Below are 16,077 nucleotides of genomic sequence, written 5' to 3' on the forward strand. Positions count from 1 at the left end.
ACCTTTAGGCGATAAAAAAGCGCAGATTCGGTGAGGCGGGATTCCATTGACCCACCGGTCCCGGTCTGCGCCCTCGATGGGGTGTTCGCGAGAGGTTATTCGCGAGAAATTATTCGTAAGTGCAGAGGTAGGCCGTGTCGATGTCAGTCCGGGCCTTGAAGCTGGCCTGTCCCGCCACTTCAAAAAACTCGCCGGAACCATAGGTCATCCATTCTTCCATGCCGGGCAGGAGAACGGTCAGTACGCCACTGATCACCGTCATGGTTTCTTTCTTGCTGGTGCCAAACTCATACTCGCCCGGGCTGATCACCCCCACGGTAGCCGGAAGGCTGGAGGTCTGGAAGGCGATGGATTTGGCCTTACCGTCGAAATACTCGTTAACTTTCAGCATGGGATACGCTCCTAAAAATTGTGGGAGCCTACTATACGGGAATTTTGTGCAACTCCAATGACAAATTTGCCGTCACTGGTCCCAGGTATTTCCACGGGTGCTGTCGGTTGTGGGCACGCCAATATGCATCGCCGCCTTTGCCATTATGTTGGCGCTCACCGGTGCGGTCAGGAAGAGGAACACGGTGATGAGCACTTCGGCAACGCCTACACCTTGTCCCTTGCTGCTGAAGTAGATGACTGAGCTCAGCACGATGGCGCCTACACCCACGGTGGTCGCCTTCGTTGGGCCGTGCAGACGGGTGTAGAAGTCAGGTAGCCGTGCCAGTCCAATGGCGCCGACCAGGGTGAAAAAACCACCGACGAGCAGTAACAGTGCAATGGCGTATTCTGCAATGGGATTCATAACGGGAAACCTCTGGTCACTGGGTGCTTGCCTTGTGTGTTAATCAATCACGCTGCCGCGCTTTAGATATTTGGCCATCGCCACGGTACCAACGAAGCCCATCACGGCGATCAGCAGTGCAGATTCAAGGTACAGGCGTGTGCCCAGCGTTATTCCGAGCAGGACAATCAGCGCGATGGCGTTGATGTACAGGGTGTCCAGCGCCAGTACCCGATCCGGCGCATCCGGCCCTTTGATCAGTCGATAGACATTCAGTACTGTCGCCAGGACAACCATAGCGATGGTGATGTACAGCGCGATGGTAATCATTGAAACATCTCCCTCAGGCGTGCCTCGTAGCGGGTGCGAATTGCGTTGATCACCTCGTCGTCGCTCTCGGCGTCGAGGGCGTGGATCAGCAGCAATGTTCTGTCGTCACTGACATCGGCGCTGACGGTTCCCGGTGTCAGGGAAATGGTGCTGGCCAGCATGGAAATGGCCAGGGGATGCGTCAACTCCAGGGGATAGGACACCAGTATCGGTTTGGGTTCGCGGCCGCTGAGTATCAGGCGGGCGACGGAAACGCTGGCCACCAGAATATCGTAGAGGACAATGAGCAGATACGGCGGCAGCTTCCAGGGCCGCGCGAAGAAGGGAGGGTCCGGCCAGAATCCGCGGGTCAATTGCGGGATCATCCAGGCCAGGACCAGCCCCAGGACAACACTGGCGCCAGAAATGCCGTCACTCAGGAACTGCCAGACGGCAAACAGGATGAGGCTGAGGTATGGCTGCGGAAAGCTCAGGCGGTCAAGCATTACTTTTCCTCCCCAACCATGGGTTTACTCAGGATGTCGGTGTAGGCGCTGGTGTCGTGGAGCTGTGCCGCGGTATCTTCGGCGTAGCGGCTGATTGGTCCGGCAAGGATCACGATCACGATACTCAGCGAAATCAACGCGCTTGCCGATATTGACAGGGATGGCGTCAGCTTTTGAGGTTCTTCAATATGACCTTCCACGTTGCGCCAGAACACGATACTGCCTGCGCGGCTGTAGGCGATCAGCGTGAAAAAGCTGCCAATCAGCAGCACACTCCAAAGCCAGGCAACATCCGACTCGGTCACTGCCGACTTGAGAATCAGCAACTTGGCAAAAAAACCACTGAGAGGCGGCAGGCCTACGGAAGCCACGGCCCCCATCAGGAATAGCACGCTCAGAAAGGTGCGGTTGGCGATCCGTGGCGCGGTGACAATTTTGTCCTGGGCACTGCCACGTTGACCATCAACGAGATCGGCCACCAGGAACAGGCCACCGACCACCCAGGTGGTGTTGAGCAGGTAGAAAAGTGCGGCGGAGGTGCCGGCTACCGTGCCAAACGAGATGGCGGCAAGCAGCGTTCCTACCGAGATAATGACCTGCCAGGCAACCAGCTTTCTCAGGCTTGCGGCACCCAGGGCGCCGATGACGCCCATGGTCAGGGTGATCAGCGCCAATGGGAAAAGCCAGTCCATACCCAGGCTCGCCAGCTCACCCGCCTGGTTGCCAAAGATCAGCGTAAAGACGCGGATAATGGCGTAGATACCCACCTTGGTCATGACCGCAAACAAAGCTGCGACCGGCGCCGTGGCGTTGGAATAGGCGCCGGGTAGCCAGAAGCACAGCGGCAAAATGGCGGCTTTGAGACCAAAAACCACCAGCAACATCATGCCACCCGCTTTCACCAGGGGAAGGTTCTCTTCGGCCACCTGCGGAATCTTGATCGCCAGGTCCGCCATGTTGAGCGTTCCGGTGACGCTGTAAATCATGCCAACGGCGATCAGGAAGACGGCAGAGCCTGCGAGATTCAGTACCACATAATGCAGGCCAGGAACGGTTCGGCTGGTGCCTTCGCCATGCATCAGCAAGCCATAGGAGGCAATCAGCAGGACCTCGAACGCGACAAAGAGGTTGAACAGGTCCCCGGTCAGAAAGGCGATGTTCAGGCCAAGTAGCTGGAAAAGGAACAGTCCGTGGAACTGACGGCTGCTTTCATCGGTGCCACCGATGGCATATATGTGACAGAACAGCGCCAGCACGGCGGTCATGACAAGCATCAACGCCGCGAGCCTGTCCAGCACCAGTACGATACCGAACGGCGGTTGCCAGTTGCCAAAGGCATAGAGGCGATAGCTACCGTCGTCGGCGAGAACAAGAAGGACGATCGCGGCAACCAGCATCAGCACCGTGGTGGCAATGGCGAGCGTCCGCCTCAGGGCGATGGGCGCGTACCCCATAAAAGCCTGCAGTATGCCGCCGATCAGCGGAATCAGTATGGGAGCGGTCAGCCAGTGGTTCATGTGTTGGCACCCTCCTGCTCTTGATCTTGCGGAGTGCTGTCCTGTTCTGGAACGCGGCCGTTGACATGGTCGTCATTGTCGTTGTCGGCAAGGCTTCGCAAGGACAGCACAACAACGAAGGCGGTCATCGCGAAACCGATCACAATGGCGGTCAGCACCAATGCCTGGGGCAGGGGATCGGAATAGGTTTCCGCGCTGCCGATGATGGGCTGGCCACCGGTCGCCAGCCGTCCGGACGAGAACAGGAACAGGTTAACGCCATAAGACAGCATGGTCAGGCCCACCACAACGGGAAAGGTGCGGGCTCTGAGCATCAGGTAAACCCCGGAGGCTGTCAAAGCCCCGATGACCACCGCGAATGCAAGCTCCATTATGAGCCCTCCTTATAGTTAGTACTCTTGATGGCCGAATGGGGCGACAGGCGACCAACGCTGGTCAGTGCCAGCAGTGTAGCGCCGATAACGGTCAGATAGACGCCGAGATCGAAGACCAGCGCCGAGGCTACTTCGAACTTTCCAACCACCGGCCAGTAGACGTAGTCGAACGTGGATGTGAGGAACGGATAGCCGAATGCGAAACTGCCTGCCCCGGCGATCAGTGCAAACAGCAGCCCCAGGCCGATGACGTTGTGGTAGCGGATTGAAATACGGTCCTGGGTCCAGGACATACCACTGGCAATGTATTGCAGGATCAGCGCCACCGCCGTGATCAACCCGGCGATGAAGCCGCCACCCGGCATGTTGTGGCCGCGCAGGAATATATAGGCGGAGATCATCAGGGCCAATGGCAGCATCGGCCTGGCGATCTGCTGCAGCATCATCGGGTACGCATCCCGCGTCCAGGGATGGCCCTGGCCGTCACCCGGAGGCGGGGTCAGATCAACATGTCGCAGCATCGCGTAAATGCCCAGTGCCGCAATGCCCAGAACCGTGATCTCACCGAGGGTATCGAAGCCACGGAAGTCCACAAGAATGACGTTGACCACGTTGGTGCCACCGGCGCCGGGTTTGCTGTTCTCGAGGAAGAACTCCGAAATCGACGTAAACGGCTGTGTCAGCATGGCCAGCGTAATGAGTGTCATGCCGATACCGGCTGCGCCAGCGATCAGAATATCCCTGATGCGGTGGCCTTTCGGCGTCTCGAAGGGTGTCCAGGATGGCATGTAGTACAGCGCCAGCATCAGCAGGACAATCGTCACCACTTCAACCGACAACTGCGTCATCGCCAGGTCGGGAGCTGAGAAGCGCGCAAAGCCGAGGGCAACAAGGAGCCCGACGACGCTGAGCAGAACCAGCGCAAAGAACCGGTCACGATGCACCGCCGCCGTGCCCAGGGCCGCAACCACCAGAATGGCAACCCCGATAAGTGTGGGCCAGTCCACCGGGCTGAGCCCATTGCTGCCAATGGCAATCCCCAGGTCCCAGAGCGGGAGCACCGAGACGGCAATCACGCTGACGATCAGCAGCATGGCGTAGCGCTGCAGTGAACCGTTCTCGATGTAGGCGGTAACGGTATGGGCAGTGTCCGAAATTTGGCTAACGATCGCTTCGAAGACCGCTTTTTCGTCAATTTCCTTGAAACGGGCATGGAAATCGAAAAACCGCTGGCGCTGGGTATACATCAGCAGACCACCGATGAAGGCTACGAAACTCATCAGCAGCGGCAGGTTAAAGCCGTGGGCAACCGTCAGTTGATACTCGGGAACGTCGCCGCCCAGTGTGGCGGACGCTGCGGCATAGAGCAGTGGGCCGACAGAGAACGCCGGGAACATGCCCACCATCAGGCAGGCGAAGACCAGGATCTCAACCGGTATCTTCATATACCGTGGCGGCTCATGGGGCGGAAAGATCGGCAGGTTGACAGGCCGACCGTTGAAAAACACGTCGTGGATGAATCGCGCCGAATAGGCCACGGCAAATATGCCGGCCAGTGTTGCAACAAGCGGAGGCAGATAGGCCCACAGGCCGGGAAGATTCAGTTCCAGGGCTTCGGCGAAGAACATCTCCTTGCTCAGGAAGCCATTGAGCAGAGGCACGCCCGCCATCGATGCCGCAGCGACCATGGCCAGCGTGGCGGTATGAGGCATGTAGCGCCAGAGACCGTTGATCCTGCGCATGTCCCGGGTGCCGGTCTCATGGTCAATAATGCCGGCGGCCATAAACAGGGACGCCTTGAAGATTGCGTGGTTGATGACGTGAAAGACCGCTGCGACGGCAGCCAAATGGGTCCCCATACCGAACAGCAAGGTGATCAGGCCAAGATGACTGACCGTCGAGTGAGCCAGGAGGCCTTTCAGATCATGCTTGAACATGGCGACATAGGCGCCAATCAGCAGCGTGGCCATGCCGGTAAAGCTCACCATGTAGAACCACTGTTCAGTGCCGGCGAGGGCCGGGTAGAGCCGGGCCATGAGGAAGACGCCGGCTTTCACCATGGTGGCTGAATGCAGGTAGGCTGAAACAGGTGTTGGCGCCTGCATGGCGTGGGGTAGCCAGAAGTGGAACGGGAACTGTGCGGACTTGGTGAACGCGCCCAGTAGTACCAGGGTCAGTGCCACCGGATACATGCTGTGGTTCTTGATCAGATCCCCGGCGGCGAGAACGTCCTCCAGTTCATAGCTGCCCACGATGTTGCCAATCAGCAGGATGCCTGCCAGCAGTGCCAGGCCACCACCGCCGGTGACGGCCAGCGCCATCCTCGCCCCGCGGCGGGCGTCTTTCTTGTGAGTCCAGAAGCTGATCAACAGGAACGATGTCAGGCTGGTCAACTCCCAGAAAACCATCATCAGCAACAGGTTGCTCGACAACACGATGCCAAGCATGGAACCCTTGAAGCACAGCAGTAGTGCGTAGAACTTACCGACGTTCTCGTGGGGCTTCAGGTAGTAGCGGGCGTACAGGATGATCAACAGCCCGATAATCAGGATCAGCAGTGTAAAGAGCAGCGAGAGGCCGTCCAGGCGAAAGCTGAAAGACAGCCCAAGGGCTGGTAGCCACTCGGTGGTGTGCTGCACGATGCCGCCGTCGGCCAGGATTGCCCAATGGGGGTATAGTGCCGCTAATCCAATGATGGCAGGGACACAGGAAATGACAGCAATTGCCGTACGTCCGCCCTGGGCGAACAGTGGAGCCGCCAGAGCTCCCAGAAACGGCAGTAAAACGACCAGCGGTAGCGACATCGCAACCTCTTATTGGCTTTCTTCTTTATGGATGGAGAAGCAAGTGTTGCCTGAGTTTAGCCCCCGGTGTCCGTGCTTGCACGGGCAACCATTTAAACGGTGGCCAGGATATCAGTAGTGATGGGGTGGATCCGGGAAGTAGGGCAGGCTGCCGCGATGCTTCTTCGCATCAGCAGCGACCGGTGAAAAACCGGGATGTGTATTAGCCAGGGACCTTGCGGTCGTCATGTTTGCTCCGATAATCATTTACCCTGGCTGATGATACGTGGCCGTCTACGCAGGTCAAGTACGATGACCATTTATCCGCATTCAGAAATCACGGCGGTCCCGGAAGGGTTTGTCGGGGGAGCCGGAGTTCCGGGCAACGGCAATGCGCTGGTTTGTCCGCCCGAGTACCTTTTTCTGCAGCTTTGTTTCCCAGTCCAGTGCGGTTTTGTCGGTGGCGTTCCAGGTGCGGTTGAACAACAGCTTGCTGGCGGCGACGGCGTCTGGCGAGCGCTCGGCCAGCTCCCGGGCGAAGTTCATTGCCTCTGCCATGGGGTCGTCGCTAATGCGGCTGACCAGCCCCATGGCTTTTGCTTCCGTGCCGTCAAATCGTCGCGCGGTCATGGTCAATTCCTTGGCCAGATCAATGGGAACCAGTTCCCGCAGGGTTACCGTCAGGCTCATGTCCGGGATCAGCCCCCATTTGCTCTCCATGATGGAGAACTCGCAGTCGGCGGTGGAAAACCGAAAGTCGGCACCCAGCGCAATCTGGAAGCCACCGCCGAAACAGTAGCCATGGGTAACGGCAATCACCGGTGCCGGTACATCCCGCCATAAATAGCCGACACCCTGGGCGAGGTTGCTAATCCTGCGGCCAGGTTTGACCAGCAGTTTGAGGAAATTCACCGGATTCTTCGACACGGTCTTCACATCCAGCCCGGAGCAGAAGGCGTCTCCGGCACCGTTCAGGATAATGGCGCGCACGCTGCGGTCTTTTTTCAGGGTTTTGGCCGCCCTGGTGATCGCCTCGAACATGGGCATGTCCAGGCCGTTGTATTTCTCCGGCCGGTTCAGGGTCACAATGGCGATACCGCCCTCGATCGTGATCAATACCCGTTCAGAATCTCGTGCGCTCATAGTGTGGGTTCCATGTCATACGTTAGTCGTAGGCCGCTATGCTACCATGTTGCCTCCTGATGAAAACGTCCGCATGAGACGAACGGACGACCAGACGACTAGACGACCAGACAAAGAGAAATAACATGACCGCAGCCTACCCGAACCTGCTGAAGCCCCTCGACCTGGGTTTCACCGAATTGAAAAACCGCGTGCTCATGGGTTCCATGCATACCGGCCTGGAAGACCGGTTCTGGAACATCCACAAGCTTGCCCGTTATTTTGCCGAGCGTGCGGAAGGTGGCGTGGGGTTGATGGTCACCGGGGGCTTTTCACCCAACTTTGTCGGCCAGCTTTCGCCCCTGGCGTCCACCATGAATCATCGCGGCACCGCCATGCTTCACCGTCATGTCACCAGTGAAGTTCATGACGCCGGCGGCAAGATCTGCCTGCAACTGCTTCATGCCGGTCGCTATGGCTACCAGCCTTTCAGTGTATCCGCCTCGGCCACCAAGGCGCCCATTACGCCGTTCAAGGCCCGTGCGCTCTCCACCAAGGGGGTCGATAAACAGATCGATGACTTCGTCAGCGCTGCAAAATTGGCGAAACTGGCCCGTTATGACGGCGTTGAGGTTATGGGGTCGGAAGGGTATTTCATTAACCAGTTCCTGTGTGAGCGTACCAATAAACGCACCGACAAATGGGGCGGCCCGTTCGAGAACCGCATGCAGTTGCCGGTGGAGATCGTTCGCCGCATGCGGGAGGCGGTCGGCCCCGAGTTCATTATCATTTACCGCCTGTCGATGCTGGACCTTGTAGAAGGCGGGCAGACCTGGGATCAGGTGGTGCAATTGGGCAAAGCCATCGAAAAAGCCGGTGCCACCATTATCAATACCGGCATCGGCTGGCACGAAGCCCGGGTGCCAACGATCGTGACGTCGGTGCCGCGGGGCGGCTTTGCAGACGTGACTGCCAAATTTTATGGCGAAGTGGACATTCCCGTATGCACCACCAACCGCATCAACACCCCGGAGAAAGGCGAGGAAATCCTCGCGGCGGGCAAGGCAGATATGGTGTCCATGGCGCGGCCGTTGCTGGCGGACTCGGAATTTGTGCGCAAGGCAGAGCAGAACCGTAGCGACGAAATCAACACCTGTATTGCCTGCAACCAGGCCTGTCTGGATCACGTGTTCCAGCTCAAGCGGGCGTCCTGCCTGGTGAATCCACGCGCCTGTCACGAAACCGAACTGGTACTGACGGTGGCGCCGGTCAGCCGCCGCGTGGCGGTGGTCGGAGCTGGCCCTGCCGGTTTGGCGGCAGCGACGACGGCCGCCAAGCGGGGGCACAAAGTGACGCTGTTCGAAGCGGACGACAAAATTGGTGGCCAATTCAATTACGCCAAACGCATTCCCGGCAAGGAAGAGTTCTATGAAACGCTGCGTTACTACCAGCGCCAGATCGAGATCCTGGGTGTTGAACTGAAACTCAATACCCGCGTGGATGCAGATGCGTTGGGAGAACTGGGCTTTGACGACGTGATCATCGCCACGGGCGTGAAACCGCGGACGCCAAAAATCGATGGTATCGACCACCCGAAGGTACTCGGTTATCTCGATGTCCTGCGCTACAACAAGCCCGTGGGCCAGTCGGTCGCGGTGATAGGTGCCGGTGGTATCGGCTTCGATGTCAGCGAGTTCCTCACCCACGAATTCGGTCACCACCCCGAAGGAGAGCAGGTCAGCATGGCAGACTGGCAGGCTGAATGGGGCGTTGATCCGCAATTCGATGGACCCGGCGGCCTGGCTGAGCGCAAGCCGACATCGTCACCTCGCAAAATTTACCTGATGCAGCGCAAAAGCAGCAAAGTCGGCGGTGGTCTGGGCAAGACCTCTGGCTGGGTGCATCGCAACAGCCTCAAGCATCGTGATGTTGAAATGCTGAGGGGTTGTAGCTACGACAAAATTGATGATGACGGACTGCATATCACGCTCTCCGACAAGGACGGCAAGGTCACCGAGAGCAAGGTTCTGGCAGTGGACAATGTCATCATATGCGCAGGTCAGGAGTCGTTCCGGGCGTTGTTTGATGATTTGGCCAATCGGGGAATTCAGACTCATTTGATCGGTGGCGCGGATGTGGCGGAAGAGCTGGATGCCAAGCGTGCTATTCGGCAGGGGACTGAAGTGGCTGCCCGGATCTGACCGGGTGGACATTTTTGGTCATAAAGTGATCATCTTGATCATTTGTGACCCGTTTGGGCGCCAGTCATCGTTATGGTGACTGACCTGGGTTACCGAATGGCTTTCAGAGCCTCGCTGATGGCGTCCGCCTCAGCGGACAAAACCCGATAGCGAAGGCTGTCGGCCTGCTGGCTGGCCTGAAGTAGCTGTTTCTGCTTCATGTCGTAAAGGCGACTGAGCAGTGCACATTGCTGGTTTTTTTGCGGTGCGTTCATGGTATTACCCTCCACAGGGAGTAGCCTGTGTCAGTTATTTTTACGTTTTGCCTCGGCTTTTGGCCTTGTAGTGAAAACAAAGCATAACCCGGGCCAAAAGCGCTCGGGTTACCTCCCAAATCTCGCCCGATAAATACCGGGTGCCAGTCCGGTATGTTTCCTGAACAGACGGCTGAAAGAACTGACATCCTCGTAGCCGACCAGACGCGTGACCACCTCCACCGCCACCCGCGAGTTTTCCAGATGCTGCCTGGCTGCCTCGATTCTCAGAATCTGCAGGTAACCGGTGGGGGTATCCCCGGTTGCCGCTTTAAATCGACGAATCAGCGATCGCTCCGTTAAACCGGCGAATGCGGCAAGGGCTTGCAGCGTCACCGGCCTGGTATGGTTCACATCCAGCCAGTCCTGAAGTTTCAGAATCGCGGCATCGGAATGATAGCGCCGGGCCTGTAGCGCTCCATAAGGCGCCTGGCTGGTCCGCCCGGCATCAATCACAAACGCCTTCGCCAGCTCACGGGCCACCTTCGCCCCGGCGTAGCGTTCCACCAGATACACCCCCAGATCCCACCACGCCATACCACCGCCGGCACAGGCAATGTGCCCATCCACTGTAATCAGCTTGTCCGGCTGGAGGTCTACCCCGGGAAAGCGTTTTCTGAACTGGTTACTGAACCCCCAGTGCGTCGTCGCCTGCCGCCCGTCCAGCAACCCGGCCTCCGCCAGCAGAAACGCCCCCGTGCAGTTACTGGCCAAGCGGACCTGTCCGGTTGGCGCCTCCTGAAAGCCGCCGAGCCAGTCAATCATCCCGGGATTGGCCTCCAGAACCTGCGCAATCGGCGCGCCAATCGTGGGTACAATGACCAGGTCTGCCTGCGAATTACCGGTGGGAATGTCCCGCCAGTCCCCATCGGCCATCAATGTTATCCCATTGATACACCGACAGGGCCGACCACCCTCGGTCAGCAATTGAGTGGTGAACTGCTGCTCCGGAGGCGTATCGTTGATGCGTGCCCAGGTTACCCCCGCCAGTCGAAACAGGTCGATAACCCCCGTAATCGCACTGGCAAGCGCCCCATCAAACCCAATAACAGAAACCGTTCGCATACCAACTCCAAATCAGGGCGCCAGCCGGGAAGACCCTCCCGGGACTGTCGGCAGCAAGGATGCTGCCGTCAAGCGTACACGGACGTATTCACAGCGTGTCCCGGGAGGGTCTTCCCGGTTGGTGCCCGTCTGCCGAGCACCACAAGCCGCGCATTCACAAAAGGAGACCTGGAATAAAAGTGGCAATTTTAACCATGATTATGTCATTAACGCCGGTTTCAACAAAAACAACCGTATGAGAGGCTATACGCCATAAACAGGAGACCCGAAATGACCGACACCCTGATTGACCGCCGCGACCTGGCGTTTCAACTCTACGAAGTACTCGACACCGAAAGCCTCAGCGAGCGCGAGCGCTTCAGCGAACACAGTCGCGACACCTTCGATGCAGTCATCGAAACCGCCGACAGAATCGCCCGTGACAAATTCGCCACCCACAACAGCGCCGCCGACAAAGACGAGCCCAAATTCGTCGACGGTCGGGTGGACATGCTTCCCCAGGTAAAAGAAGCCTTTGACGCCTACGCCGACGCAGGCTTCATTGCCGGGCGTTACGACTATGAACTGGGTGGCATGCAACTCCCCGAATCCATCATGGCAGCGTGTAACGGCTTCTTCACCGCCGCTAACCCGGGCACCGCTGGTTACCCGTTCCTCACCACCGCTGCCGCCAACCTGATCCGCGTATTCGGCAACGACCAGCAGAAAAGTACGTTCCTGCCACACATGCTCAGCGGCCGCTTCACCGGCACCATGGCCCTGACCGAGCCCCATGCCGGGTCGTCACTCGCGGACATACGCACCTCGGCTTCGCCCACGGAAGGCGGCCATTACCTGATTAAAGGCGCCAAAATCTACATCTCGGGCGGCGAACAGTCCCTCACCGAGAACATCGTTCACATGGTATTGGCAAAGATCAAAGGCGCACCGGCGGGCGTAAAAGGCATCTCCCTGTTTATCGTGCCGAAATTCATTGTGGATGAAGAAGGCAACGCAACTGAACGTAACGGTGTGAACCTGGCCGGCCTCATCCACAAACTGGGCTACCGTGGTACCACATCAACGGCGCTCAGTTTTGGTGACGACGCACCCTGCCATGGCTACCTGGTGGGCGAGCCCCACCAGGGTCTGAAATACATGTTCCAGATGATGAACGAAGCCAGGGTTGGCGTCGGCTTCGGCGCTGCCGTGATTGGGTATCGTGGCTACATGCACAGCCTGGAATACGCCAAGGACCGCCTGCAGGGCCGCAAACCGTCAGAGAAGAACCCAGAGGCACCCCAGGTCCCCATCATTGAGCACGCCGATGTACGGCGCATGCTGCTGGCCCAGAAAGCCTACAGTGAAGGTGGCCTGGCGCTGTGCCTTTACGGCGCACGCCTGATGGACGACCAGCACACTCATCCGGACGAACAGAAGCGGATGGAAGCCGGCAAGTTGCTGGATCTGCTGACGCCAGTTATCAAGGCCTGGCCTTCCGAGTTCGGCCCAAAGGCCAACGATCTGGCTATCCAGGTCTATGGCGGTGCCGGTTACACCCGCGAATACCCGGTGGAGCAGTGCTGGCGGGATAATCGCCTGAACCCGATTCACGAAGGCACCAACGGCATCCAGGCACTGGACCTGTTGGGCCGCAAGATCTGGCAGGACCAGAGCCACGGCCTGCAACTGCTGATGCAGGAAATGCAGGTGGACCTGGAAGCCGCCACCACCGATCGCTGCCAGCAATGGGCGCTGTCCCTCAGTGAAACCCTGCAGCAAGCGGTGAAAGTGACCCAGAGTCTGGGTAAATCCCTGATGTCGGAGGATCCCGACCGGGTGTTGGCCAACGCGTCCTGCTACCTGCACCTGTTCGGTCATATCATCGTATCCTGGATGTGGCTGCGTCAGGCCAATGCCGCCGCCAAGGCGCTTGGTTCTGCCAACAGCGACGAAGAAAGAAGCTTCTACCAGGGCAAGCTGCAGGCCGCCCAGTACTTCTTCCATTGGGAGTTGCCCACCGTGGCACAGGATCTCGTGCTGCTCCGCAACCAGGACGATACCTGCATGAACATGAAGCCGGAGTGGTTCTGAAACTGGCGGACTGACACAATCTAAACCAGACTGTAGGCAGGCTCCGGAACGCAGGTTTCAGCGTTTCGGGTCGCTTTCCTATCCTGCTGCACCCACAGGGAAGAAGCTGCCATGACGTCGGGACACGCCTCCAATGCCTATCGCCCGGTACGCTGTGAAGTTCACAGTCTGCTCCGGGAGTATCTGACCTCGTCAAGACTGGCCGAGGTTGTCTATCGCGACGATGCCGGTCAGATCTGTACGACCCACGATGTCATCCGCGATCTTTTCAGTCGTGCTGGCCAGGAGTTTGTTTTCCTTGGGCGAGGGCACATGGTTCGCCTTGATCACGTGCTGACACTGGACGGTAAGGTCGTGGCCGGAACGAATTGATGGCTACAGGTTATTGCTTTCCCTAACTTATTGTCGCTGCTAACAAAAACGTAACTCCCAAGTAATTGTGCCCACTCAGTCACGGCCGTAGACTTGTCGCTGTTGTATTCACACGCCAAAGAAAGGACACAGTTATGAACAAGCTGACACTGAGCGCACTGGCACTGCTGATGACGCTGGGCCTTGCGGCCTGCAGCCAGGATGACAACGAAGGCGTCGATCTCGAGGAAGCCGGCGACAACGTTGAGGAAATGGCGGATGACGCCGGCGATGCGGTCGAAGAGACCTACGAAGATGCCACCGGCCAGAATGACAGCGCCTGGGACGAGACCAAGGACGCTGCTGGTGATGCTGCCGAAGAAACTGGCGAAGCGATGGAAGAAACCGGTGAGGAGATGGGCGAAGCCGCCGAGGAAGCCGGCGACTCCATGCAATAAGATTGCGTCTGTGGCCTGCCCTTGAGGGGGCAGGCTTTTTTGCGCTGTAAGAAATTGTTAAAGAAACTGTCTTTTTACTGTCTGAAATCTGTCACCTAACCCACCGACACTGTTCTCTCGAAAACCAATAACCCACCCGAGAGAGAGCAGGACCATGGCAAAGCATGATCTGGATCCCAACTACCTGGATCCCAATTACGAGCCCGTCGTTAACCATTCAAACAACACGCCCTTCCATCAGGTCCTGGCGGCCCGTATGCAGCGCCGCACCGTTATGAAAGGTTCCGTTGGCGCCGCGTTGGCCAGCGTAATGGGTTTGGGCCTGGCCGGCTGTGGCAGCGATGACGACGATGACAACGCTACCTCCACAGGAGGAAGTTCCGCCAACACGGATCTTGGTTTCAATGCCGTTGCCGTATCCACTGCCAACGAAGTGGTTGTTCCTGAGGGTTACTCCTCTACCACTTTCCTGCCCTGGGGGACCCCGATCACCGGTTCCTATCCTGAGTATAAAGCCGACGGCACCAATACCGGTGCCGATCAGGAACAGCAGGTTGGAATGCACCACGACGGTCTCCATTTCTTCCCGATTGACCAGAAGGCCGGTGGCGACAGCTCAACGGAAGGCCTGCTGGTGATGAACCATGAGTACATCAATCAGTCTGCGCTCCATAGCAACGGGCCGACCGACGCCGGTGATAATGGTGGCGTGCGCCCCGCCGATGAAGTTCGCAAGGAAATTGCCGCTCATGGCGTGTCGGTTGTTCATATCAAGCGCGACACCAATGGCGCCTGGGACATCGTCTTCGGCAGTCCCTTTAACCGTCGTATCACCGGCAACACCGAGATGGACATTCGTGGCCCGGTGCGTGGTTACAGCAAGCTGGTGACAACGTACAGCCCCAGCGCGACTGAAACTCGTGGCACCCTGAACAATTGTGCGATGGGGCCAACGCCCTGGGGCACCTACCTGGCCGCGGAAGAGAACTGGCACGGCTACTTTGCCAATAGCGACGCAACTCAGCCTCGCGAGCAGACCAGACATGGTGTTGGCAGCTCCAGCCGATACGACTGGGAGTTGGCAGACAGTGCGGCCGACCAGTGTGTACGGTTTAATGTGAGCACGACCGGAGCGGCTGCGACCGACGACTATCGCAACGAAGCCAACACCTATGGCTTCATGGTTGAGATTGATCCGTTTACGCCGGAAAGCAAGCCCCAGAAACGCACTGCGTTGGGACGCTTTGGTCACGAGGGCGTCATCTTTGCGCCGGTGAAGGAAGGTGAGCCGGTGGTGTGTTACTCCGGTGACGATTCCCGTTTCGAGTACATCTACAAGTTTGTGTCGTCTCAGCCATACTACGCCGCGACGGCGGGTGGCTACCTGCTGGATGAGGGTACCTTATACGTTGCCCGCTTCAACGAGGATGGCTCTGGTGACTGGCTGGCGCTGGATCTGGACGACGGGGATTTCGCCAGCAAGGTTGCTGCGGCCGGAGGCAGCATGGTCGGCGATATCCAGTTCGATGGCTTTGAGAATCAGGCTGACGTTTTGCTAAATACGCGACTCGCAGCCGATATCGCTGGTGCTACAACGATGGACCGCCCGGAATGGGGCGCTGTTGATCCCAACTCTGGCGAGGTCTATTTCACACTGACAAACAACTCGAACCGGGGCCAGCCAGGGTTCGACGACGTCAACGCCGCCAACCCGAACTCTCCCAATGCCACAGGCCACATCATTCGCTGGACTGAAGAAGGTAACGATCACACGGCTACCAGCTTTGACTGGGACATCTTTGTCTTTGCCGGGGTGCAGGGCACGGAAACCGTTGTCGATGGTGAAGCCGTCGTATCCCTGAACGATGATAATATTTTCAACAGCCCGGATGGCCTCTGGTTCGACTACAATGGACGTCTGTGGATCCAGACCGATGGCTCTGATGCTGATCCGTACTTCAACAACATGATGCTGGCCGCCAACCCGGAGACACGCGAAATCAAGCGCTTCTTCGTCGGGCCCCAAGGTTGTGAAGTAACTGGCGTTGTCAGCACACCGGACGTTAAGACGATGTTCGTTAACATTCAGCACCCGGACGGCAACTGGCCGAACGCGGCCGAGTCCCGTCCCCGCGACGCCACCGTTATCGTAACCAAAGACGATGGCGGTGTGATCGGCGCCTGATAGGGCCGAGGCAGACACACGCCGACAAGAACAAACCGCAACACCGGATTCGTCCACCAGGACGT

At 58.1% G+C, this 16,077-nt stretch carries 15 protein-coding genes; 5 read left to right on the top strand and 10 right to left on the bottom strand.

Features of this window, described 5'->3' with window-relative positions:
* Nucleotides 1–109 precede the first annotated feature (109 nt).
* From ppnP to AC13D2_RS16090, 8 genes are all read right to left on the bottom strand, one after another.
* Nucleotides 110–391, bottom strand: a complete 282-nt coding sequence (gene ppnP, locus AC13D2_RS16055; protein WP_007154483.1) for a pyrimidine/purine nucleoside phosphorylase — start codon at nucleotides 389–391, stop codon at nucleotides 110–112.
* Between the two features lie 72 nt (nucleotides 392–463).
* Nucleotides 464–796 carry a Na+/H+ antiporter subunit G gene (locus tag AC13D2_RS16060; RefSeq protein WP_041332360.1) on the bottom strand — a complete coding sequence of 111 codons (333 nt, stop codon included), beginning with the start codon at nucleotides 794–796 and terminating at the stop codon, nucleotides 464–466.
* A gap of 39 nt (nucleotides 797–835) precedes the next feature.
* Nucleotides 836–1,105, bottom strand: coding sequence for a K+/H+ antiporter subunit F (locus tag AC13D2_RS16065; RefSeq protein WP_041332362.1), 270 nt, complete (start codon nucleotides 1,103–1,105; stop codon nucleotides 836–838).
* Nucleotides 1,102–1,590, bottom strand: coding sequence for a Na+/H+ antiporter subunit E (locus AC13D2_RS16070; protein ID WP_041332364.1), 489 nt, complete (start codon nucleotides 1,588–1,590; stop codon nucleotides 1,102–1,104). The genes AC13D2_RS16065 and AC13D2_RS16070 overlap by 4 nt, the downstream gene beginning before the upstream one ends.
* Entirely contained in the window at nucleotides 1,590–3,107 is a 1,518-nt protein-coding gene (locus AC13D2_RS16075) for a monovalent cation/H+ antiporter subunit D (protein WP_300492740.1), read from the bottom strand. Before AC13D2_RS16075 ends, AC13D2_RS16070 begins: the two co-directional genes overlap by 1 nt.
* Nucleotides 3,104–3,478 carry a Na+/H+ antiporter subunit C gene (locus tag AC13D2_RS16080; protein ID WP_041332366.1) on the bottom strand — a complete coding sequence of 125 codons (375 nt, stop codon included), beginning with the start codon at nucleotides 3,476–3,478 and terminating at the stop codon, nucleotides 3,104–3,106. The genes AC13D2_RS16075 and AC13D2_RS16080 overlap by 4 nt, the downstream gene beginning before the upstream one ends.
* Nucleotides 3,478–6,285 carry a monovalent cation/H+ antiporter subunit A gene (locus AC13D2_RS16085; protein WP_288351815.1) on the bottom strand — a complete coding sequence of 936 codons (2,808 nt, stop codon included), beginning with the start codon at nucleotides 6,283–6,285 and terminating at the stop codon, nucleotides 3,478–3,480. Before AC13D2_RS16085 ends, AC13D2_RS16080 begins: the two co-directional genes overlap by 1 nt.
* Nucleotides 6,286–6,594: 309 nt before the next feature.
* Nucleotides 6,595–7,407: a crotonase/enoyl-CoA hydratase family protein gene (locus tag AC13D2_RS16090; RefSeq protein ID WP_288351813.1), complete on the bottom strand. Its 813-nt coding sequence runs from the start codon at nucleotides 7,405–7,407 to the stop codon at nucleotides 6,595–6,597.
* A 125-nt stretch (nucleotides 7,408–7,532) separates the two neighbouring features.
* Here AC13D2_RS16090 and AC13D2_RS16095 point away from each other — a divergent pair, with 125 nt between their 5' ends.
* The gene (locus AC13D2_RS16095) at nucleotides 7,533–9,587 is read left to right on the top strand and encodes an NADPH-dependent 2,4-dienoyl-CoA reductase (protein WP_300492736.1); all 2,055 of its coding nucleotides are present in this window, start codon (nucleotides 7,533–7,535) and stop codon (nucleotides 9,585–9,587) included.
* An 89-nt stretch (nucleotides 9,588–9,676) separates the two neighbouring features.
* Here AC13D2_RS16095 and AC13D2_RS16100 read toward each other — a convergent pair whose 3' ends face one another.
* Both AC13D2_RS16100 and AC13D2_RS16105 read right to left on the bottom strand, forming a co-directional pair.
* Nucleotides 9,677–9,841: a hypothetical protein gene (locus AC13D2_RS16100; protein ID WP_007154474.1), complete on the bottom strand. Its 165-nt coding sequence runs from the start codon at nucleotides 9,839–9,841 to the stop codon at nucleotides 9,677–9,679.
* Nucleotides 9,842–9,949: 108 nt separating this feature from the next.
* Nucleotides 9,950–10,945 (bottom strand): GlxA family transcriptional regulator, encoded by a 996-nt coding sequence (locus AC13D2_RS16105; RefSeq protein WP_300492734.1) that lies wholly within the window; start codon nucleotides 10,943–10,945, stop codon nucleotides 9,950–9,952.
* A gap of 270 nt (nucleotides 10,946–11,215) precedes the next feature.
* Between AC13D2_RS16105 and AC13D2_RS16110 the strand changes: the two genes are divergently transcribed.
* From AC13D2_RS16110 to AC13D2_RS16125, 4 genes are all read left to right on the top strand, one after another.
* Complete coding sequence (locus AC13D2_RS16110; protein ID WP_300492733.1) at nucleotides 11,216–13,018, top strand: acyl-CoA dehydrogenase; 1,803 nt, start codon at nucleotides 11,216–11,218, stop codon at nucleotides 13,016–13,018.
* A gap of 111 nt (nucleotides 13,019–13,129) precedes the next feature.
* Nucleotides 13,130–13,390, top strand: coding sequence for a hypothetical protein (locus tag AC13D2_RS16115; protein WP_300492731.1), 261 nt, complete (start codon nucleotides 13,130–13,132; stop codon nucleotides 13,388–13,390).
* Nucleotides 13,391–13,524: 134 nt separating this feature from the next.
* Complete coding sequence (locus AC13D2_RS16120) at nucleotides 13,525–13,827, top strand: hypothetical protein (protein WP_007154470.1); 303 nt, start codon at nucleotides 13,525–13,527, stop codon at nucleotides 13,825–13,827.
* 154 nt (nucleotides 13,828–13,981) lie between these two features.
* Nucleotides 13,982–16,012: a PhoX family protein gene (locus AC13D2_RS16125; RefSeq protein ID WP_300492725.1), complete on the top strand. Its 2,031-nt coding sequence runs from the start codon at nucleotides 13,982–13,984 to the stop codon at nucleotides 16,010–16,012.
* Nucleotides 16,013–16,077: the final 65 nt, after the last annotated feature.

The sequence above is a fragment of the Marinobacter sp. B-12 genome (assembly GCF_056857915.1).